18 protein-coding genes are annotated in these 20,248 nt (G+C 31.4%); 14 read left to right on the forward strand and 4 right to left on the reverse strand.

Annotated elements, in window-relative coordinates:
• Positions 1 to 39: 39 nt before the first annotated feature.
• Complete coding sequence (locus Q0873_RS10095; RefSeq protein WP_299106742.1) at positions 40 to 1,107, forward strand: zinc metalloprotease; 1,068 nt, start codon at positions 40 to 42, stop codon at positions 1,105 to 1,107.
• A gap of 90 nt (positions 1,108 to 1,197) precedes the next feature.
• Here Q0873_RS10095 and Q0873_RS10100 read toward each other — a convergent pair whose 3' ends face one another.
• From Q0873_RS10100 to Q0873_RS10110, 3 genes are all read right to left on the reverse strand, one after another.
• Entirely contained in the window at positions 1,198 to 2,397 is a 1,200-nt protein-coding gene (locus tag Q0873_RS10100) for an NAD(P)/FAD-dependent oxidoreductase (RefSeq protein WP_299106744.1), read from the reverse strand.
• A gap of 162 nt (positions 2,398 to 2,559) precedes the next feature.
• The gene (locus Q0873_RS10105) at positions 2,560 to 3,204 is read right to left on the reverse strand and encodes a CPBP family intramembrane glutamic endopeptidase (protein WP_299106746.1); all 645 of its coding nucleotides are present in this window, start codon (positions 3,202 to 3,204) and stop codon (positions 2,560 to 2,562) included.
• Positions 3,205 to 3,320: 116 nt separating this feature from the next.
• Entirely contained in the window at positions 3,321 to 4,148 is an 828-nt protein-coding gene (locus tag Q0873_RS10110; protein WP_299106748.1) for a LytTR family DNA-binding domain-containing protein, read from the reverse strand.
• A gap of 492 nt (positions 4,149 to 4,640) precedes the next feature.
• On the opposite strand from Q0873_RS10110, the gene Q0873_RS10115 reads away from it, so the two are divergent.
• From Q0873_RS10115 to Q0873_RS10155, 9 genes are all read left to right on the forward strand, one after another.
• A complete protein-coding gene (locus Q0873_RS10115; protein ID WP_299106750.1) occupies positions 4,641 to 5,849 on the forward strand; it encodes a hypothetical protein in 1,209 nt (402 codons plus the stop codon).
• 349 nt (positions 5,850 to 6,198) lie between these two features.
• Positions 6,199 to 7,683, forward strand: coding sequence for a M28 family peptidase (locus Q0873_RS10120; RefSeq protein ID WP_299106752.1), 1,485 nt, complete (start codon positions 6,199 to 6,201; stop codon positions 7,681 to 7,683).
• Positions 7,680 to 8,630 (forward strand): pyridoxal-phosphate dependent enzyme, encoded by a 951-nt coding sequence (locus Q0873_RS10125; protein ID WP_299106754.1) that lies wholly within the window; start codon positions 7,680 to 7,682, stop codon positions 8,628 to 8,630. The genes Q0873_RS10120 and Q0873_RS10125 overlap by 4 nt, the downstream gene beginning before the upstream one ends.
• Positions 8,627 to 9,595, forward strand: a complete 969-nt coding sequence (locus Q0873_RS10130; RefSeq protein WP_299106757.1) for an NAD(P)-binding domain-containing protein — start codon at positions 8,627 to 8,629, stop codon at positions 9,593 to 9,595. The genes Q0873_RS10125 and Q0873_RS10130 overlap by 4 nt, the downstream gene beginning before the upstream one ends.
• A gap of 28 nt (positions 9,596 to 9,623) precedes the next feature.
• Positions 9,624 to 10,742: an aminotransferase class I/II-fold pyridoxal phosphate-dependent enzyme gene (locus Q0873_RS10135; protein WP_299106759.1), complete on the forward strand. Its 1,119-nt coding sequence runs from the start codon at positions 9,624 to 9,626 to the stop codon at positions 10,740 to 10,742.
• 221 nt (positions 10,743 to 10,963) lie between these two features.
• Positions 10,964 to 11,188 (forward strand): hypothetical protein, encoded by a 225-nt coding sequence (locus Q0873_RS10140; protein ID WP_299106762.1) that lies wholly within the window; start codon positions 10,964 to 10,966, stop codon positions 11,186 to 11,188.
• Positions 11,189 to 11,295: 107 nt separating this feature from the next.
• Positions 11,296 to 12,009, forward strand: a complete 714-nt coding sequence (locus Q0873_RS10145) for an ABC transporter ATP-binding protein (protein ID WP_299106764.1) — start codon at positions 11,296 to 11,298, stop codon at positions 12,007 to 12,009.
• A 1-nt stretch (position 12,010) separates the two neighbouring features.
• Positions 12,011 to 13,414: a DUF3526 domain-containing protein gene (locus Q0873_RS10150; protein ID WP_299106767.1), complete on the forward strand. Its 1,404-nt coding sequence runs from the start codon at positions 12,011 to 12,013 to the stop codon at positions 13,412 to 13,414.
• A gap of 3 nt (positions 13,415 to 13,417) precedes the next feature.
• Positions 13,418 to 14,848 carry a DUF3526 domain-containing protein gene (locus Q0873_RS10155; protein ID WP_299106769.1) on the forward strand — a complete coding sequence of 477 codons (1,431 nt, stop codon included), beginning with the start codon at positions 13,418 to 13,420 and terminating at the stop codon, positions 14,846 to 14,848.
• 20 nt (positions 14,849 to 14,868) lie between these two features.
• On the opposite strand, the gene Q0873_RS10160 is transcribed toward Q0873_RS10155, so the two are convergent.
• A complete protein-coding gene (locus Q0873_RS10160; RefSeq protein ID WP_299106771.1) occupies positions 14,869 to 15,249 on the reverse strand; it encodes a transcriptional repressor in 381 nt (126 codons plus the stop codon).
• 82 nt (positions 15,250 to 15,331) lie between these two features.
• Here Q0873_RS10160 and Q0873_RS10165 point away from each other — a divergent pair, with 82 nt between their 5' ends.
• The 4 genes from Q0873_RS10165 (at position 15,332) to Q0873_RS10180 (ending at position 20,218) form a co-directional block, all read left to right on the forward strand.
• Positions 15,332 to 15,736, forward strand: a complete 405-nt coding sequence (locus Q0873_RS10165) for a MerC domain-containing protein (RefSeq protein WP_299106773.1) — start codon at positions 15,332 to 15,334, stop codon at positions 15,734 to 15,736.
• Entirely contained in the window at positions 15,729 to 16,391 is a 663-nt protein-coding gene (gene folE, locus Q0873_RS10170; protein ID WP_299106925.1) for a GTP cyclohydrolase I FolE, read from the forward strand. The genes Q0873_RS10165 and folE overlap by 8 nt, the downstream gene beginning before the upstream one ends.
• Positions 16,392 to 16,896: 505 nt before the next feature.
• Positions 16,897 to 18,195, forward strand: coding sequence for a hypothetical protein (locus tag Q0873_RS10175; RefSeq protein ID WP_299106775.1), 1,299 nt, complete (start codon positions 16,897 to 16,899; stop codon positions 18,193 to 18,195).
• A gap of 115 nt (positions 18,196 to 18,310) precedes the next feature.
• Entirely contained in the window at positions 18,311 to 20,218 is a 1,908-nt protein-coding gene (locus tag Q0873_RS10180) for a hypothetical protein (protein ID WP_299106777.1), read from the forward strand.
• Positions 20,219 to 20,248: the final 30 nt, after the last annotated feature.

Genomic DNA, 20,248 nt, shown 5'->3' on the forward strand with positions numbered 1-20,248 from the left:
GTGGTTAAGTATTAACTAATATTTTTAATTTTTTACAACATGAAAAGAATTTTTTTAACACTAGCTGTAGCGGCTGGAGTCTTAGTAGGCTGTCAAAACAATGCAGAAGACAAAGATGTCATTGACGTACAACAAACTGTAGTAGACATGAGCGATTGGAGTATTCCAACAAAGACTGACTTACAGTCTAGAGGACCATCTGATCAATGTCAATCTATGCAGGTTTTACAAAGACAAATCGAAGAGAACCCAGGATTATATAAGAAATTATATGATGTAGAGTACGCTACTAGAAAGTTTATCGCTGGAAAGAAAGGTGGTAACGGAAATGGAAATGGAAACGGTGGTGGAAACACTGGCGGTGGTGGTACCGGTGGTGGTGGAACTACTGATAACTTAGGAGTTATTAATATTCCAGTATATGTACATGTTGTTTATAGCAATTCTCAACAAAATATTAGTAATACACAAATTGCTTCTCAAATGACAGTTTTAAACGATGATTTTAGAAAGCAAAACTCTGATGCTAGTAATACACCAGCAGAATTCGCAGGTGTTGCAGCTGATTCAGAAATTACATTTACATTAGCAGGTACTTTTAGACATGCTAACTCTAGAGCTGAGTGGGGAACAAGTAATGCTGTAAAGCAAGCGTACCCACCAGTAACTCCACAAACTCACTTAAATATTTGGGTAGCTAACATTGGTGGAGGAATTTTAGGATATGCACAATTTCCAGGAGGATCTTTATCTACAGATGGTGTAGTATGTGCACCTCAGTATTTCGGAACTACAGGATATGTGGAAGCTCCATTTAACGGTGGTCGTACAATGACTCACGAAGTTGGACACTACTTAAACTTACGTCATATTTGGGGAGATGGAAGATGTCGTCAAGACGATTTTGTAGCTGATACACCAGCTTCTGATGCACCTAACTACGGTTGTCCTTCATACCCAACTGTAAACTGTCGTTCTAATGATATGACTATGAATTATATGGATTATACAAATGATGCATGTATGACGATGTTCTCACAAGGTCAAAAAGAAAGAATGCGTGCTATTTTCCAATCAGGAGGTGCTAGAGCTTCAATGATTAACTAAAAAATAGACATCATAGAAAACAAATTGAAAAGGAGCTACATTATGTAGCTCCTTCTCTTTTAGTTTGTATTTGTATCGGAAAAATTATTATTAAACTAATAGTTCATTTACAGCTCTTATAGCTGAATTTGCTGCTGAATGTACACTTCCCCAATCACTCCCATCTGTATAAGCTGTCCCTGCAAAAAATATTTTATTGTGTACCGACTTTCCTAATTCTCTCACTGTTCTCCAACTTTCATGGTCATATACATAGGCACCATTAATAAAAGGTTCTTTATTCCAGTTTTGCGAAATATGTTTTATATAGTTTGAAGAAGCTTTACCATCAAATATTTCATCAAGTTCATTTAATATGTATTTAATTAATTCAGAATCTGATAATTGTTTATAAGGAAGTGTTCCTGAACCCACTGTAAATAACGCCAAAACATGCCGTTTAGAATTTTGTCCATAAGAGGCATCATAATACATTTTTTGTCCAGGTTTCCTTGGAGAAGTTTTAAATCCAATAGCAGTTGGGTAAAATTTTTCTGAAAATTCTATAAAAGCTTTAAATCCATCCCAAACGGTAGTCTTATTGATGGCTTTACGTTTATCTTCGGGTAATTGCGGAGTAAACTCAATAGCATTATTTTTCAGCATTTTTACTGGAGTAGTAAGAATAACCTTATCCGCTGTAAATATATCTTTTGATGTTTTGACTATAATTTTATCAGTAGTATAATTTATAGATTTAACAACCTGATTATACAATAGTGTATCTTCTATAGATGGGATTAAGTATTTTTTAAAGAAGTCGAGCCAAGAAAAACCAATAAACTTCTGGTCAATATCAAAACCTATATCCTCCATACTAACTTCTTCTCCTAGGTATAGACTATAATCTTCTGAAGTATATGACTTTGTTGTAAAGTCCAAATTTATGTTAGGTTTGTTAACGATTTTACTAAAAATACTTCTTTCAACATGCAACCATTCTGCTCCTAAGGGAATAGGAAAATCAACAAAATCTACGGCAGTTTTCATTCTACCACCATAACTTGAAGAAGCTTCTAAAATTTGAAAATCGATGCCTTTTTGAAACAACCTATATGCCGCGGTTAATCCAGCTGCACCTGCACCTATAATGAGTACTTTTCCCTCAAATTTATTTGAGGTTATATGATTGTAATCAGTCTGATATGATTTAGCAAGTAGGGGTTGTAAAGGGATACTGATACCCAGTAAACTACAAATTTTAATAAACTCTTTTCGTGTCATATTCTTATGTCCAATTAATTGTCTCATATCATAATTGAGTAAAACAATTTCATACAATCAAATTAAGACGGTGGTTTTAGATGTATTAATGGCTTTGTTGTAAATATAAATAATAAAAGAATGTTAAATCAATAGTAAATAGTAATTAAAGCAAGATTTTACCTTGCTTTAATTGTTTTAGATTGATTATTAATTAAAATATATAAATATCAATGCAACCGTGTCTACAAATCCATGTACTGCAATATTAAACCACAAGTCACTTTTTCGAATATGAAAAATAATGGCTAACAACATCCCGGTGATACCTGCTAAAATTTGTCCACTTATTCCTTGATATGCATGTATCCAGCCAAAAATAAATCCTAAAAGTAGTATGTTGATTACAAGGCTAATTTTACTTGAGCCAAAAAATTTGGTAAACTGCCTCATTAAGTATCCTCTAAATACAATTTCTTCTCCAAATGCTGCTGAAACCCAAATAAGTGCAAGTAAACTCAGTGTTGAAGGCAAGCTGTTAGTATATGTTTTGAGAACAGAGAGGTCTATAGGTTGTCCTGTAAGATAGGTAACACTTGGAAGCATAACATAATAGTAAAACAAAAAGATAGCGGTACCTAATAATGGGGCGATAATTAGAAGGTTTTTTACGTTGAAATTTTTATGTTGAAACCCTAAAGAGTTAAAAAGTTCCTTTTTATATTCTACAGCACTTGCTATTACTAATATGATAGCGGCATAAACCATTTGAAAATACCCCGATAAGTATAATACGAAGCAAAGAGTTATTGCAATTATTGGTGTTAATTTTGAGGTTAAAAGGCGTTTGTTCATGTTTTATCGTTTTTAAATTTTTTAACGAAGTAACTAGGATAACGCTAAGGAAACTAGGATATACCGTTCATTTTTACTGAATGGTATCAAAATAATAGCTGAATAATCATTTGTTTTTAAAGCTTACTTTTAAACCAGTTCATAAATTCTTGTTTTTTATATCTGCTAATAGTTATTTGAAAAGCTTTTTGATTAGAAAGTGTAGGTTTGAGAAATACTGATAATTTCCCGTTTTCTATAGATTTTATTTGTTCAACTGAGCGAGGGTGGAGTATAGTTTGTCTATTGGCTCTATAGAAACTTTGATTGCTAACTTTATTTTCAACTTCATTAAGGGTAAAGTCTGTAATTACAGAGGTACCATCTGTTTTTGTTATGTATACAATTTTGTTTTCACTATATATAAATGCAATCTCAGTATATTTAATCATAGTTACACTACCTCCTTGTTGAACTTTAAGAGCACCTTCTATAGTAATAAGTTTGTGGAGCTTATAAATATCAGATGAGAATAAAAGTGCAATTCCAAGAGTACAAACAAGAAGAGAGAGTGAAAGTCCAGTTAGCAAGTGATACATACTATATGATTCAATTCCATTAATCAATCCATTGAGGCCGAAATAAAAAAAGAAGTATAGTATTGTAATATAGCCTAAAGTTGAAAAAAGGAAACGTAAAAGTAATGCGGTGTTTATGTTTTTTGTAAAGTATTTGTTTTGAAAGTATACAAAATTAAAACGAGCAATAAGAATCATTAAACCTCCTCCAATGATTGAAACTGTAATTGGAAATAAAGGAAACTCATAATCTTTATTAAATGGAAAATTTTTAGGATCAAATAGGTGGTTTAAGATAATAGAAATCAACACGAGTATAAGTCCATTTTTAACCCAAAAATTTGAAAAATTAATGTATTGTTTTAACGTAGCAATTTTTGTTCTCATTTAACAAATTGAAAATATTATTTAGTTTTTTCGGGGGCTTAAATATAGGAAAGAGTATTTAGGTAATAATAAGGAAGCCTTTAGTTTTTTGTTTAAGATTATGAAATGTTTAAGTAAATAACCCTGTTTTTTTCAGTAGAATCCTCAAGGTTTTAAGGGAGTAGTTTTTACTTATTTAAAAATAAATTTTTTCTATGGAAGCTATTTTATAGATTGAGTATTTATGAGGTTATTTGTAGTGTCAATTATAATAATGATTGAATTTTAGGGGAAAAAAGAAAAGCACCTACTCTAGTTTAAGAGTAGGGCTTTTTTTATTTACAAATTTTTTAAGCTACCAACAGACCCCTTCAATCTATTTTATCTTGTTTGGATGTTCAATGTCCCTATAGTCACATTATTTATGATTTTTAGTGTTTTTAAATTTTGGCACGTTACTTGGTTATAATAAACTGTATATCAAAAAAATGATAGACCTTAAAATCAGATCGTATGAAAAATTTTGTTTTACTACTTACCGGACTTTTACTAAGCTCATTTACGATGAATGCGTCAGAAGCAAGTACGCATGCAAATGCACGCTATTATAATTACGGCGAATCATTTATTTTTTCTGAAGGAGGAGTAGAGTTCGCGGTGTATCCAGATGGACAATTCGATTTTTATTTAAATGGTCGAAGAAATGGTGTAAATGTTAATTTCAATGCTCCAGGGGTAAATATAAGTTTTAACTCAGGGTTTAACTATGATCCGTTTGTACAGTATGATGACTATGGTGCTGTTGTGCAAATTGAAGACACTCCAATTTTTTATGATCACTATGGGAGAATAGTACAAGCTGGAGATGTATTTATACGTTACAATCGTTGGGGGCGTGTAGCTCGTGTAGGAGGATTGTATGTTAATTATAACAGTTATGGTAGCTTTTTAAACTGCACGGGATATATAAATAGTTTTAACAGGTATTATGTATACAGACCATTTCATAGATATTTTGCAGTTCCTGTAGTAAATAGATGTGTCGTTTGGGACCGTCCGTATAGAAGATTTTATGCACCATATAGGTATTCATATGGAGTATATAGAAATAACTATTATGATGGATATTATGGTAGATCTTATAGAAATCGTAATTATTACAGACCAGGGCATAGCGTACGAAATTTTAATAGAGGACGTAGAGTTGCCAGTGCTAGAAGCGTGAATTATAGGTCAAAAGATCATAGAAGAACGATGTATAATAGAAATGATCGCAACTACCGTCAAAATAATAGAGGAAACTCAAGAGTAGTGAGAAATAACAGGAGTTATGATGTAAACAGATCTCGTTCTGCATCAACAAGGAGTACCAGAACAGTTTCTAGAGATAGAGGGACTAATAATAGTATTTCAAGAAGAGTACCAACAACAAGAGGTAGCAATAGAAACGAAGTAACGAGAAGGTCAAATAATAGAGCGTCAAATCATAATAGATCTAAAAGAAGTTATAATAGAACTACGAGAAGTGCTCAAACCAATAATAATACAAGAAGACACTCTAGTGGTCGTTCTACAGGTTCAGTAAAAAGAACTCAAAATAGTAGATATAAAAGTAGTGGTACTTCGTCAAGATCTAATTCGAGAACAAGCAGAAGTACACGCTCAAGTAATAGATCAAGAGGAAATACCTCAAGATCTAGAGAGGTTAGAAGTAGAAGATAAGAAGACAATATATAGTTAAAACAAGAAAGAAGATGAACCGTAGTTCATCTTCTTTCTTGTTTTATAATGGATTGATTTTTAGTTATTTTGAGGAGTAAGTGCTGTTTAATTGTAAAATTAGTTTTTGGTGTGGTATTAAAAAATTAGTACTTTTGAAGTGGAGGAGACAAAACAGTTTGATTTTAAGCTGTTTGCTTATTTTCTATCATTAAGGAAGAAAATTGGGAAAATAAGTGAATCTCTTGCGGAAAATCTCCGTATACCTTAATCAATGTTATTGAAGGTGTATGGAGATTTTTTTTGTACCCCTCAATGACAAAAATTGTTTTTTAATTTAAAATCATTTCACATGAAAAAAACGTTTATTGTTATTGGGATTCTACTTTTAATAATAGTAGGAATCGTAGTATTTAACCCTCAAATTCTTTTTGCTTTTAGAGCAACTCAGAAAATGGCCTTGAATTTAGAGGGAGAACAGGCTGCAGCTTTTTATTTTCCTGAAAATAAAACTTCTAAAGATACCTTGTATATGAAGGGAGTTATTTATGGAGGAACTCTTGGCGATATTAAAGAAGCCCTGGATGAAAACCCACAGGTAACTACACTTAGAATGGTTGAGGTTCCAGGTTCTGTAGATGACGAAGTAAATCTTTTAGCTTCAAGAGAAATTAGAAAAAGAAATATCAATACCTATATTCCAGAACAAGGAATGGTAGCTTCTGGAGGTACTGATATGTTTTTAGCGGGAAAAGAAAGAGCAGCACATGCAACCGCAAAGTTAGGAGTGCATTCTTGGGCTGGTATGGATAAAGAAGCACTAGATTATCCGAAAGATCATGAAGAACATAAAAAGTACTTAAAGTATTACGAAGAGATGAATATTCCTTCAGAATTCTATTGGTATACCTTGGAGGCTGCCCCTGCTAGTAATATTCATTGGATGACACCTGAAGAGATAACAAAGTATAAAGTGGTTACCCAAACTACTAAGCCAAATGAATTGTTAACCATTCAACAAACTTTAGCTTCTGATGCTTTTGAAGGAAGAGGAACAGGTAAAAATCAAAAAGCACAAGATTTTATTCGCAACTATTTTAAAGAAATAGGGCTCCAAAGTTTTAACAATAGCTTTGATATACCGTTTACTTTTAAAGAAAGGAAAACAGGTAAAGAAAGAAAAGCAGTGAACCTTGTAGGGTATGTAAAAGGAAAAACATATCCAGATACATATTTGGTAGTAGGAGCACATTATGATCATCTAGGAGTTGTTGATGGGGTTGTTTATAATGGAGCCGATGATAATGCTTCAGGTACTGCGGCGATAATAATGTTAGCAAAATATTTTAAAAAGAATACTCCTGAACATTCGATTATTTTTGCAGCTTTTGACGCTGAAGAATTAGGGTTACATGGATCCATCAATTTTGTAAAATCACCTCCAGTTCCATTAGATCAAATTAAATTTAATGTGAATATGGATATGATTAGTCGAAATCCGAAGAATGAAATTTATATTTCAGGAACGCATCAATTTCCACAATTCAAGCCCCTACTTCAAAAAGTAGCTGCAAAGAGTAGCTTAAAAGTTTCGTTTGGTCATGATGACCCTTCGGATACCACGAAAGATTATTGGATGGATTCTTCTGATAACTCGGCATTTTTACATGCTGGAATTCCAAATATTTCTTTTGGAGAAGAAGATCATCCTGGATATCATCATCATACCGATGATTTTGAACGAATTCATCCAACATTTTTTAAGAAAACTTTCCTATTAATTCAATCTTCTATTGAGGCAATAGATAAGAATTTTCCAAACCCTGTTAAGAAATGATTTCTCAAAAAAACATCCATGAAACCTATGAGAAAATACGTTCTTATATTATAGAAACCCCTTTAATATATGCTGAGGAATTAAGCAAAATTTCTGGAGCTAAGGTGTATTTAAAAATGGAACAGATGCAGGTAACAGGTTCTTTTAAAATTAGAGGCATGTTAAGCAAAGTTTTAAGTATTGATACAAGAGATTTTAATAGACCATTTGTTGCTGCTTCTACAGGAAATCATGCGGCTGCTTTTGGTTATGCTTCAGAAAAATTTGGTTTTGATGGAACGCTCTTTTTACCGCTTACTATTAGTGTAGCTAAAATGAAAGCGTTAAAAAAATACAGGATTAAAAAAGAAATTTTTGGAATGAATAGTAGTTTAGCAGAAAAAAAGGCTACTGAATTCGCAAAAGAAAGCAATGCCATTTTAATTCATCCGTATAATGATATTGAGGTAATAAAGGGACAAGGAACTTTAGCAAAAGAAATTCAAAAACAACTACCAGAAGTTGATTGTGTTCTGGTTCCTGTTGGAGGAGGTGGTTTGGTTTCTGGTATAAGTTTGTACTTCCAAGAAGAACAAGTAAGTGTAATTGGTTGCCAGCCCAAAAATGCAGCAGAAATGTATGAGTCTGTAAAGGCAAATACGATTGTAGAACCGAGTTCTTTAAAAACAATTTCTGATGCATCCGCAGGAGGTATAGAAGAAGGAGCAATCACTTTTGATATTTGTAAAAAATATGTTGAGCACTATGAAATAATAGAAGAAGAAGCAATCAAAGAAGCATTGACATATTTTATACAGCAGTACGATACGATCATAGAACCAACTTCAGCACTTCCTGTGGCGGCTATTATGAATTCAAAAAAATATCAAGGAAAAAATGTAGTGTTAGTACTTACAGGGAGTAAAATAAACGATACACTATTAACCGAAATTATTAATAAAAAATGACAGTAGTAATTGATAAATCTAAAATAGAGAGGATTGCTAAAGGGTTAGATGTAGTTTCTGCAATGGAAGATGGATTTAAGGCTTATAGCAATGGGAAAGCTGTAATCCCCCCAGTAGCAGAGTTGCTATTCGACAACCCCAAAGGAGAAACACATATTAAATACGGTTATATAAAAGGTGAAGACTATTTTGTAATTAAAGTAGCATCCGGTTTTTATGGCAATACAAAATTAGGGCTTTCGTCAAGCCAAGGAATGATGATGCTTTCTAGTCAAAAAACTGGTGAAACAAAAGCTGTTTTGTTAGATGATGGTTATTTAACCAATATAAGAACGGCAGGAGCAGGAGCTTTAGTAGCTAAGTATTTCGCACCTAAAAAAATAGAGGCTGTTGGAATTATTGGAGCGGGTATTCAAGCAAGATTACAACTTCAGTTGATGCAAAAACATACACCTTGTAAAGAGGTTTGGATTTGGAACAAAAATCGAAAAGGAGCAGAAAAGTTTAAAGAAGAGTTCAAAGGAGATTTTAATATTCAGATAGCTGAAAATACAAAAGAAGTAGCTCGTAGATGTAATGTAATTATAACAACGACACCTTCTGAAATTCCGCTTTTAAAAGTAGAAGATATTAGAAAAGGAACTCATATTACTGCCGTAGGATCAGATACTCCTGAGAAACAAGAATTAGATACCGAAATATTTAGCAAAGCTGCTATTGTAGTAGCTGATAGTATTGCACAAAGTAAAAGCAGAGGAGAAATTTACCAAGCAATGAAAGCAAAGGTATTAACTCCAGATAAGGTAGTTGAATTAGGAGAAGCATTGCAAAACGAAAAGATGTGCCGCACCAATGAAGAACAAATTTCTGTGGTTGATCTTACAGGAGTAGCAGTACAAGATTTAATGATTGCTAAAGCTGTTTATGAGGATTATTTAAAAACCTTAGAAAGAGAAAAGAAATAATAACACTAACAATTAAACATAACAAAACATGAATATTCCAATTTTTGAATTAGAAAGAGTACAATCTCTTTTTGAAAATACGGTAGATTATAATCTTACAGAAAGTGGATTTCACCCATATACATTAAATGAATTATTAAATAAAGACCAAATAGAAGGTCTTACAAACACCGTTTTAGGATATGGTCAAACAAATGGATCTATTCCTTTAAGAAAACGAATAAGTGCCATTTATAACGGAGTTAATGAAGAGAATGTTTTGGTAACAAATGGGTCTTCAGAAGCAAACTTTATAGCTTGTCATACACTTTTAGAAGCAGGTGATGAAGTAGTGATGATGGTACCAAATTACATGCAGATTTGGGGAATAGCAGAAGAAATGGGATGTAGTTTAAAAGCATTTCATTTAAAAGTAGAAAACAATTGGGCGCCAGATTTAGAAGAGCTAAAGTCTTTGGTTACACCTAATACTAAAATGATAGCCTTGTGTAATCCTAACAATCCTACTGGATATACACTTACCAATGAAGAAATGTTAGCAATTGTTGAAATAGCAAAAAGCGTAGATGCATGGATTTATTGTGATGAGGTATATAGAGGAGCAGAATTGAATGGAAAAACGATTGAAAGTTTTATAGGAATGTATGATAAAGTAATGGTGAATGGAGGTTTGTCAAAAGCTTACGCTTTACCAGGTTTACGATTGGGTTGGATTATTGGTCCCGAAAACTTAATAGCAGATACTTGGGCATATCATGACTATACTTCAATTACCGCAGGAATTATGAGTCATTATATTGGTGAAATAGCTTTACAACCAGAAAAAAGAAAAGAGATTTTACATAGAAATAGAACCATGTTAAATGAAAACTTAGTAGCAGTAAAAGAATGGCTAGATCAATATGGCGATATGTTTGAATATGTAGATCCTAAAGGAGGAGGAATGTTATTTATTAAATACAATTTCGATATTAATTCTACTGATCTAGCAGAGTGGCTTCGTACTGAGAAAAGTGTGTTTATTTTAGCAGGTGATGTGTATGGTATGGACAAACATTTTAGAATAGGTATCGGTGAGCGAAAGCATTATATTTTAGAAGGTTTGGAAAGGATTAAAAATGCCCTAAACGAACGATTTGGGATTTAATTGAAATACTAGTAATAAGAATATTGAAACAAGTAGGAGTAGGGTTTTACCCTGCTTTTACTTTTGTTAATATAATCTAAATAAAAATATTAATACTCTCTTAGGATTTTGAGCTAGATATTTTTAGTAATATTGTTGTATATTTTTTCTCGTTGAAAGGTTTTAAGAAACATATCGCCCTACTTTATCTGATACTTTTTATCGGAATAAAGTTTGTTGATTTGCATACTTCTACACATAGCGATTTCGAAGCTTATGAAGATTGTGATATTTGTGAATATGTTGAAAAGACAGATAAAACCTATATTTTAATTGATGAATCAAATGTTTCAGAAGAAGTAACTTTACATCGTTTTAATCAACATTTCGCAGATAAGTATTCTTATGTTTTTATAAAGAAACATATTGTCAACTCTCTTTTTGGTAGACCACCTCCTGTGGTTTAATCACTTTGCCAATACATTTTTTTAAATACGGACGCCCATCAGAAACAATGAGTTTCTCGATGGATATGTGCGTATAATATTATCTAATAATTTATAAAACTATAGTTATGATAACTATACAAAATATTACCAAAAAATTTGGTGACTTTACGGCTGTAAACGATATGTCGTTTAATGTAAAAGAAGGTGAAATATTATGTCTTTTAGGAGCCAATGGGGCAGGAAAGTCTACAACGATTAATATGCTGTTGAATTTTACAAATCCGAGCTTTGGAACAGCAACAATAAATGGTTTAGATGTTGTGAAAAACCCTATTAAAACTAAAGAGTTTTTGACCTATATACCTGAAAATTTAATGTTATATCCAACATTAACGGCTATTGAAAACCTTGATTATTTCACCAAATTATCTGGAAAGAAATTTGATACTTCAGAATTACAGTTATATCTAAACGAAGCTGGATTACAGGAAGAAGCACATCGTAAACGTGTAAAAACTTTTTCAAAAGGAATGCGTCAAAAAGTAGGAATAGCATTGGCTATTGCAAAAGAATCTAAAGTATTGTTATTAGACGAACCAACTTCTGGGTTAGATCCAAAATCGAGCAATGAATTTATGGAATTGCTGACAAAAATGAAGAATGATGGCGTAGCTATTTTAATGGCAACGCATGATTTGTTTAGAGCTAAAGAAGTAAGTACTCATATCGGAATTATGCGATCTGGTGTTTTAGAAAACCATTCAAAAACAGCTGATCTTTCATTAAAAGAGTTAGAGACCATCTATCTTGATATTATGAACTTTAAAAATGTGAGTTAAGATGGTTCATGTAATTTTTAAAGAGCTGAAAGAATTAGCAAGAGATGGTCGCTTTAAAATAGTTATTGGTATTGCATTTGTATTATTAATAATTGCAACGATAACTGGAGTTAATCAATATCAAAAAAATAACGAACAATATTTAGCTTCAGTAGGGAAAGAACGTTCTATTTGGGAAACGCAAGGAGCAAAAAATCCTCATTCAGCAGCACATTATGGAACGTATGCGTTTAAACCATTGTTTGCATTATCATTATTTGATTATGGTGTAACGAAGTATACTGGAAACTCTATTTTTTTAGAAGCCCATAGTAGAAATGAAGCTTCATTTAGTGAAGCCAGTGATCAAACAAGTTTAGCCCGTTTTGGTACCTTATCTATTAATTTTGTGTTGATTTATTTATTCCCATTAATAATCATTTTAATTGGGTATAATTCCTATACCAAAGAGATAGAGCATCAAACTTTTAGACTATTAAAAAGTCAAGGAGTACATCCAGTAAAACTGGTGTTAGGAAAATGGTTCGCGGTTTTTATTCCAATATTTGGATTAACTCTTATTGTATTTTTATTACTCGGAATTGTACTTTCAAATGTAGACGGTTTAGCCTTTTTCAGTTGGAATAATTTACTAACACTTTTTGTAATATACATTCTTTATTATTTAGTAATTACAACGCTTACAGTATTGATTTCTATGCGAAGTAAATCTTCTGGAATGTCTTTAGTAAGTAGTTTGGTTGTTTGGATTTTGTTTAGTTTCATTTTGCCAAAAGTGGCAATCAATTTCGCAAATGAAAATCATCCATATCCATCTAAGTCAGAATTTAATGCACGAATTGCATCAGATAAAAAGAATGGGTTAGACGGTCATAATCCGTGGAACAAAGCAGCCAAGGAACTAGAAGAAAAAACTTTAAAAGAATATGGAGTAGATAGTATTAGTCAATTGCCTTTTAACTATGCAGGGTATCGAATGCAAAAAGGAGAAGAGCATGAGGCTAAGATTTATGAAAAGCATTATGCTATTTTAAATGATATTGCAATTCAGCAAAATGACATATATAAGAAATTAGCGTTTTTATCACCTTTTATTTCAGTACGTTTTTTATCAATGGATATAGCAAATACCAGTGATAATTTACATTGGAAATTTACGAAAGCAGCAGAATTATATCGTATCAAAAAACAGGCATTTTTAAATAACGATATAAAAGATAATTCGAAACTTGGAGACTGGGGTTATAAAATGGAAGCCAAAAAGTTTAAAGAGCTTCCAAAGTTTAGTTTTACACCACCAACACTTTCAAATATTTTAATGGAGAGTAAGGAAAATCTGATGTTCTTAGGGCTTTGGTTAGTACTTCCATTTATTGTTTTGATAGGAGCTTCAAAAAAAATATAAATCATGTTTAAGAACAATTTAAAATACGAAATAAAACTACTGGTAAGAAGTTATTGGTTGATCGTTTTATTGGCAAGTACTGCTTTACTATTTGCATTTGCCACCTTTAATGGAGAAAAAAATGTAGAAAAGAGGTTAAGTGACATTGCAAAAATGCAAAAGGAGTTGCAGAAAAAGGACAGTGCAATGGTAGCGACTTTAGGAAAAATAGAAAAAGGAGAAAAAGTAGAAGGACCTCATTGGAGATTGCCATCGGAACCCATGACCATTGGATATCGATACCCTCGTTTAGCAATTATGAAACCAGAAAAGCTTTCCTTTTTGGCTACAGGGCAGAGTGATATGTATACACATTTTAAAAGTCCAACGGTACATGGAAATAACTTTGCTTTAGATTATTCAGAAATGGTAAATCCAGTGCAATTATTGTTTGGAAGTTTTGATATAGCATTTGTAATTATCTACATTTTACCTTTATTAATTATTGCTTTTACATTTAATGTATTATCGAAGGAAAAAGAATTAGGGACTCTACGTTTGCTGTCAGCACAACCTATCGCAACAATCAATTGGGTGTTACAAAAAATGGCAATTCGATATCTCATTTTTACTGGAATTATAGTATTGACCTTTTTAAGTGCGTTGGCTATTTTTTCTAATGATGCTTTTGGTGATGTAGCAAATCTTATTAGCGTGGTATTGGTGGTTTCTGGTTATATATTGTTTTGGTTTGTATTATCATGTATTGTAAATATAAAATTAAATAATTCCTCAAAGAATGCATTGGCCTTAATTGGATTTTGGTTACTAATAGTATTGGTATTGCCAGCAACAATTAATCAATTAGGAAGTACTTTATACCCAACTCCATCTCGTTTAAAAATGATTAATGAAATTCGTTTAATTAAGAAAGAGAATGAAGAGAAGCAAAACAAAATAATGAACGAGTATTTGAGAAATCATCCAGAGTTAGCACAAGAAAGTGATAAAGAGAAATTTGGTTTTTGGCATAATTATTTTGCTTCAGAAAAAGTAATGGAAGAAAAAACAAAACCTTTATTAGCTCAATACGATAGACAGTTAAAAAAGCAGCGAGAATTGATAAATGTTTTTGAGTTTTTATCTCCTGCTATATTAATGCAGCAGTCACTAAATAAAGTTGCAGGTACTTCTGAAATGCATTATAATGATTTTAAAAAACAAGTATTCGAGTTTTCAGATGAATGGAGAAGCTATTTGGTGCCTATGTTATTTAAACAGCAAAAGTTTACCATGAAAAATTATCAAGAACTTCCAAGGTTTACTTATAAAAATAGAATTACAAATGATATTTGGTTCAGTATTGTAGTAATTCTTTTGGTTAGTGGTACTATTTTCTTTGTTAGTATAGGTAAAAGTTTACGAGATAAATCTGCACAAAAGATACTTAGCTAAAGTAAATACAGTGAGCACTATTAACTTGAACACAGTTCGCATCTACCTTGAATTAATATTTGAGAAAAAAGTATTTTTCGATTAGGAATTGTAGGAATCTTTACGTGGAAAGGTAAACAATCTACCTTTCCACAATCTACACATTGAAAGTGTGGATGTTTATCGGTATGCTCAGTTTTTGAACAATTATTGCATTTTGCATACCATTTAATACCGTTGGTGCCTAAAAAAGAATGTAAAATACCATCATCTTCTAATCTATCTAAAACACGATAAATAGTTGTTTTATTCATTTTCGAGTTAAGTCGTTCAATAAGTTCTATAGCAGAAATAGCTTCAGAACTTTTTTGAAATTCGTTTAATAATGTTTCGACCGACTGTGTTTTTCTAATTATTCCCATACTACAAATTTATTACAACGAAGTTGCAATAACAAATAGAATATTTATATTTGCAACTTAGTTGCGTTAATATAAGTAGAAAATGAAATTATCTTTAACTAAACCAGATGTATTTGGTGCATTTGCTAGTACTTTGTGTTTATTACATTGCATTGCTACTCCTTTATTATTTATAGCACAAAGTTGTTCTATAGGAGGATGTAAAAGTACTCCAGGATGGTGGCAAAGTATTGATTATTTGTTTATTGGTGTTTCATTTTTTGCTATTTACCGAACTACACAAACAACAACTAGTGTATTTATAAAACCATTACTTTGGGGAAATTGGATTGCACTTTGCTTAATTGTAATTAATGAAAAGTTTAATCAAGTTTCCTTACCAGAATATGCAATATACATTCCAGCTTTGGCATTGATAATATTACATATTTATAATTTGAATTACTGTCAATGTAAAACTGATAAATGCTGTACACATGATGAATAAGGAACAAATAGAAACTATTGGAGACAACCATATCTCTTCTAATATACAAACACCGTTACGACCAGATGCTTTTGATAAAACGGATGATAAAAAAATAGAGAATATCCAATATCATTTTGGTAAAATAATGAAAGAATTAGGGTTAGATCTTTCAGATGATAGTTTATCCGGAACACCATATCGTTTTGCAAAAATGTACGTAAAAGAGCTTTTTTATGGGTTAAATCCTAAGAATAAGCCAAAATTGTCAACCTTTGAGAATAAGTATGGTTACAAAAAGATGTTGATTGAACAAAACATTACCATCGATTCGGCTTGTGAACATCACTTCTTGCCAATTACAGGATATGCCCATATAGCATACATTCCAAAAGATAAGGTTGTTGGACTTTCGAAAATAAATAGATTGGTCGATTATTATTCTCATAGACCACAGGTTCAAGAAAGATTGTCTCTGCAAATTTTAAAAGATTTGCAAGAAGCTTTAGGAACAGAAGATGTTATTGTAATGATTAGTGCTAAACATTTGTGTGTTTCTTCTAGAGGTATTAAAGATAAAAACAGTTTTACTACGACAATTGAGTATGGCGGCTGTTTTGAAGAAGATTTAAAACGTAATGAGTTTTTAGATATTGTTCAAAAGAGTAGTAGTTAAGCAAAAAGTATTTAAAATAATTTAGTTGTTTATATTTACTAAATTGATTTGTAGGAAGCAGAATTCGAGAGTTATACTTAAGAATTCTGCTTTAATATTTTTCAGAATTAGATAAATAGTTCTCCCAAAAATAAACTTGTAAGTAAAAGAAACCTTATACAAGAGCATCAATTTGGTGCTCTTTTTTCTCAAATTTATTTTTTACTTCGATTTATAATATTCCTAATAATTGCACGGAAATCAGGCTAGAATACTATATGTAGTAGCTTGCTCTATAAAAATAGATAGTATGATGTAGTTTAATCGTAGTTGTTATTTCCTTTTTTTACTAATGTAATTGGAATTTTGTAAGAGGGGTTTTCGGAATTTTAAAGTTATTAAACTTAAGAATTTTAAAATATATATAACAAATAAAGTATTGCCTTTTTATGGACTAAAACCGTAGGGGCAATACTTTGTTATAAATAAGAAATCCATAATTATTTCACTCTTAAATTTTTAGCGTATGATTTCAAATAACTTTAAACTAAATGGTGTTTTTACATTTTTGTTGAGCTCAATAAGTATTGCTTTATTCTCTCAGACAAAGTTTATTAAATTTGGAGATGAATGGAAGTATTATGATCAAAAAGATGCACCTGAAAAGGGGTGGGAAAACTCGAATAGAATTACTTCATCATGGAAAAAAGGACAGGCTGGTTTAGGATATGGAGATAACGCTATTAAAACAGTTATTAATTATGGAGATGATATTGATAGTAAAATTATAACTGCCTATTTTACAAAATCTATTAGAATTACCGATCCTTTTCAGTTTGTATTATATCAAATAAAAATTGAAAAAGATGATGGTGTAGTTCTGTACCTCAATGGTCGTGAAATTTATAGAAAAGATATGCCTTCGGGTGAAATAACTCATACAACCAGAGCTTCAAGATTGGTAGTTTCTGGTGAACAAGAGAAATTCTTACATACCTTGTTTTTATCTCCTGAAGATTTACATACTGGTGAAAATATAATAAGTGCTTCTGTTCACCAAGGAGAAAAGAGATCAGAAGATCTAATCTTTAACCTAGAATTAATTGGAACTAATGATGTGGGGATGCTTAGATTTTTAAAAAAAGAAAGAACAATCAAAGATTTACATCTTGGTTTAAAACTTAAGGATTTCGGGCATAAACAGGAAATAGAGAGAATAACTTTTGAACAAGAACTATTAAAACAAAAAAACAATAGTTATAAGGTATATCTATCTGTTGCACTCGTTTTACTTTTGACTTCTATTCTTGGATTAAACCAAGTTTGGAAAATTTATAGAGCAAAGAATGTAGAGCTGATTAAAACCAATATTTCCCTAAAAGATCAAAATCAAATGAAGGGAGCTGAGATGATAAATGTTTCATTGAGTTCATTAAATAATAAGCAGTTGTTAAAAGTTATAAAGAAAGATTTAGAAAACAATCTAAAAGAAAATAGCCTTGCGGTTACCAAGAAGGAAATTAATAAGATTATCAATAATATTAATTACAATATCGACTCAACAGAAGATTGGGAGAACTTGAAAAAGCATTTTAATGTAGTACATTCTGGATATGTAGATAAGTTAAATGAGTTACATCCATCATTAACTGATATTGAGTTAAGACATTGCATATTTATAAAATTGCATATGCAAACAAAAGAAATTGCCAATGTGTTGCATATTGATCCGCGTTCAGTACAATCTTCTAGATATAGAATTAAAAAGAAAATGGGGTTAGAGGAGGAAGTGAACTTAAAGGAATATTTAATAGGTATTTCTTAAAAGTTTTTTTTATGTATATTAAAAGGGAATTCCCCGGTCATACTTTGTTTGTTTTAAGCATTTTATGAATACTATGAAAATACAATTGAATTTTCATACCCTTAGATTGTACCTTATGAACCTTATTTGTTTTAAACCTAATTATTGTCTACTTCTCATTTGTTATTTTTTATGTTTTAATACTTTTTCTCAAACAAAAATTATTGAATTTGGAAAAGAGTGGAAGTATTATTCTCAAAGAGAAGCTCCTATAAAAGGATGGGAAAGTCTAAAAAGTGCAACTTCTTCATGGGAAAAAGGAAAAACCCCGATAGGATATGGAGAACCCGATTTAGAAACAGTTTTAAGTTATGGGGGTGATGAAAAGAATAAAATTATTACAGCATATTTCACAACTACTTTTTATGTTGAAGATCCCTCGGAACATATTGTATATCTTTTAAAAACAAGAAAAGACGACGGGTTGGTATTGTATTTAAACGGTCATGAGATTTTTAGAGTTAATATGCCTTTAGGGGAAATAGGACATACCACAAAATCTTATAGGGATGCTCCAGATAAATTTGATTCTTTGGATCCAACGTTTTTATATCCAAGAGACATTCCCGTTCGGCAGGGAGAAAATATATTGAGTGCTACAGTACATCAAGCGTCTAAATATTCACCAGATTTAATATTTGATCTAGAATTTACAGGGTATAATGATTTAAAACTACTCCCTGAGTCGGAAAAAGAAAGAGTTCGTAAAAATCCTTATTTAGAAGCTATTTTAAAACAATTGGGTAGTGAAGGAGAAGTTTCTCAAAAAAGAATTATTGGACTTGAAGAAAAGTGGAAATATTATAGTAAAAAGGCAGCTCCTCCGAAGGGGTGGGAAAACTCACATAACATAACTTCTGGTTGGAAAACAGGAGAAGCGGTACTCGGATATGGAAATTCAGAAACAAGAACAATTATAAATCATGGAGATGATGATTCTAATAAAATACTAACATACTATTTCACAAAAAGTTTTCATGTTGAAGATCCTTTTGAGTGTATAGTGTACCAAGTTAAAGTTTTAAAGGATGATGGAGTTGTGCTGTATTTAAACGGGCGTGAGATTTTTAGAGTGGATATGCCTTTGGGAGAAATTGATCATGTAACTAAGTCTTCTAGGTTAATCGCAATGGAACAAGAAGAATATTTGCATACAGCTTTTATAACTCCTGAAGATATTAATCAAGGAGAAAATATATTGAGTGCGTCGGTGCATCAGGCAAGTAAAACTTCTTCAGATTTATCGTTCGATTTACAGCTTATTGGACATTATGATGTGAAAATGCTTCGCGTTTTAGAAAAGGAAAGGACTATTAAAAATTTGTATCTAGATTCCAAATTAAAACAACTGGAGCATCAACAAGAAATAGAAAACATAAATTTAAAGCAAGCACTTTTAACGCAGAAAAATGACATTTACAAAATGTATTTCTGGGTTGCATTAATTCTTGTTGGTATTTCCATCATTGTCTTACTACAAGTTGTTCATACATACAAAGAAAAAAGAATAAGAATAGCTCAATCAAATATGGCATTAAGAAATCAATATCAAATAAAAGGAGCGGAAATGATGAACATTTCTTTAGGTGCTTTGAGTAATCAACAATTTTTAAAATCAATTAAAAAAGATATTGAGGATAATCTAAAACATGCTAATGCAAGTACAATTCGAAAAGAAATGAATAGGATTATTAGTAATATTAATTTTAATAGTAATTCTAGCGAGGATTGGGAAAATTTAAAAAAACATTTCGATGTTGTTCATTCTGGATATGTAGATAAACTAAGTGAGCTACATCCAATACTCACCAATATAGAATTAAGACATTGTATTTTTATAAAGTTACATATGCAAACAAAGGAAATAGCAAATATTTTGCATATAGATCCGCGCTCCGTTCAGTCATCCAGATATAGAATTAAAAAGAAAATGGGGTTAGAAGAAAATGTTGATTTAAAAGAGTACTTAATGAAGCTTTTTTAATTAGTGGGCTATACTTTGAATACCTAATCC

The sequence above is a fragment of the uncultured Tenacibaculum sp. genome (assembly GCF_947498805.1).
GTDB lineage: Bacteria > Bacteroidota > Bacteroidia > Flavobacteriales > Flavobacteriaceae > Polaribacter.

Excerpts from the sequence above, each read along its gene's own strand:
- Q0873_RS10130 (WP_299106757.1), top strand. The coding sequence starts at position 8,627 with ATGACAGTAGTAATTGATAAATCTAAAATAGAGAGGATTGCTAAAGGG.
- Q0873_RS10115 (WP_299106750.1), top strand. The coding sequence starts at position 4,641 with ATGAAAAATTTTGTTTTACTACTTACCGGACTTTTACTAAGCTCATTT.
- Q0873_RS10095 (WP_299106742.1), top strand. The coding sequence starts at position 40 with ATGAAAAGAATTTTTTTAACACTAGCTGTAGCGGCTGGAGTCTTAGTA.
- Q0873_RS10150 (WP_299106767.1), top strand. The coding sequence starts at position 12,011 with ATGGTTCATGTAATTTTTAAAGAGCTGAAAGAATTAGCAAGAGATGGT.
- Q0873_RS10145 (WP_299106764.1), top strand. The coding sequence starts at position 11,296 with ATGATAACTATACAAAATATTACCAAAAAATTTGGTGACTTTACGGCT.
- Q0873_RS10120 (WP_299106752.1), top strand. The coding sequence starts at position 6,199 with ATGAAAAAAACGTTTATTGTTATTGGGATTCTACTTTTAATAATAGTA.
- Q0873_RS10105 (WP_299106746.1), bottom strand. The coding sequence starts at position 3,204 with ATGAACAAACGCCTTTTAACCTCAAAATTAACACCAATAATTGCAATA.
- folE (WP_299106925.1), top strand. The coding sequence starts at position 15,729 with ATGAATAAGGAACAAATAGAAACTATTGGAGACAACCATATCTCTTCT.
- Q0873_RS10180 (WP_299106777.1), top strand. The coding sequence starts at position 18,311 with ATGAACCTTATTTGTTTTAAACCTAATTATTGTCTACTTCTCATTTGT.
- Q0873_RS10160 (WP_299106771.1), bottom strand. The coding sequence starts at position 15,249 with ATGGGAATAATTAGAAAAACACAGTCGGTCGAAACATTATTAAACGAA.
- Q0873_RS10100 (WP_299106744.1), bottom strand. The coding sequence starts at position 2,397 with ATGAGACAATTAATTGGACATAAGAATATGACACGAAAAGAGTTTATT.
- Q0873_RS10165 (WP_299106773.1), top strand. The coding sequence starts at position 15,332 with ATGAAATTATCTTTAACTAAACCAGATGTATTTGGTGCATTTGCTAGT.
- Q0873_RS10110 (WP_299106748.1), bottom strand. The coding sequence starts at position 4,148 with ATGAGAACAAAAATTGCTACGTTAAAACAATACATTAATTTTTCAAAT.
- Q0873_RS10125 (WP_299106754.1), top strand. The coding sequence starts at position 7,680 with ATGATTTCTCAAAAAAACATCCATGAAACCTATGAGAAAATACGTTCT.
- Q0873_RS10135 (WP_299106759.1), top strand. The coding sequence starts at position 9,624 with ATGAATATTCCAATTTTTGAATTAGAAAGAGTACAATCTCTTTTTGAA.
- Q0873_RS10175 (WP_299106775.1), top strand. The coding sequence starts at position 16,897 with ATGATTTCAAATAACTTTAAACTAAATGGTGTTTTTACATTTTTGTTG.
- Q0873_RS10155 (WP_299106769.1), top strand. The coding sequence starts at position 13,418 with ATGTTTAAGAACAATTTAAAATACGAAATAAAACTACTGGTAAGAAGT.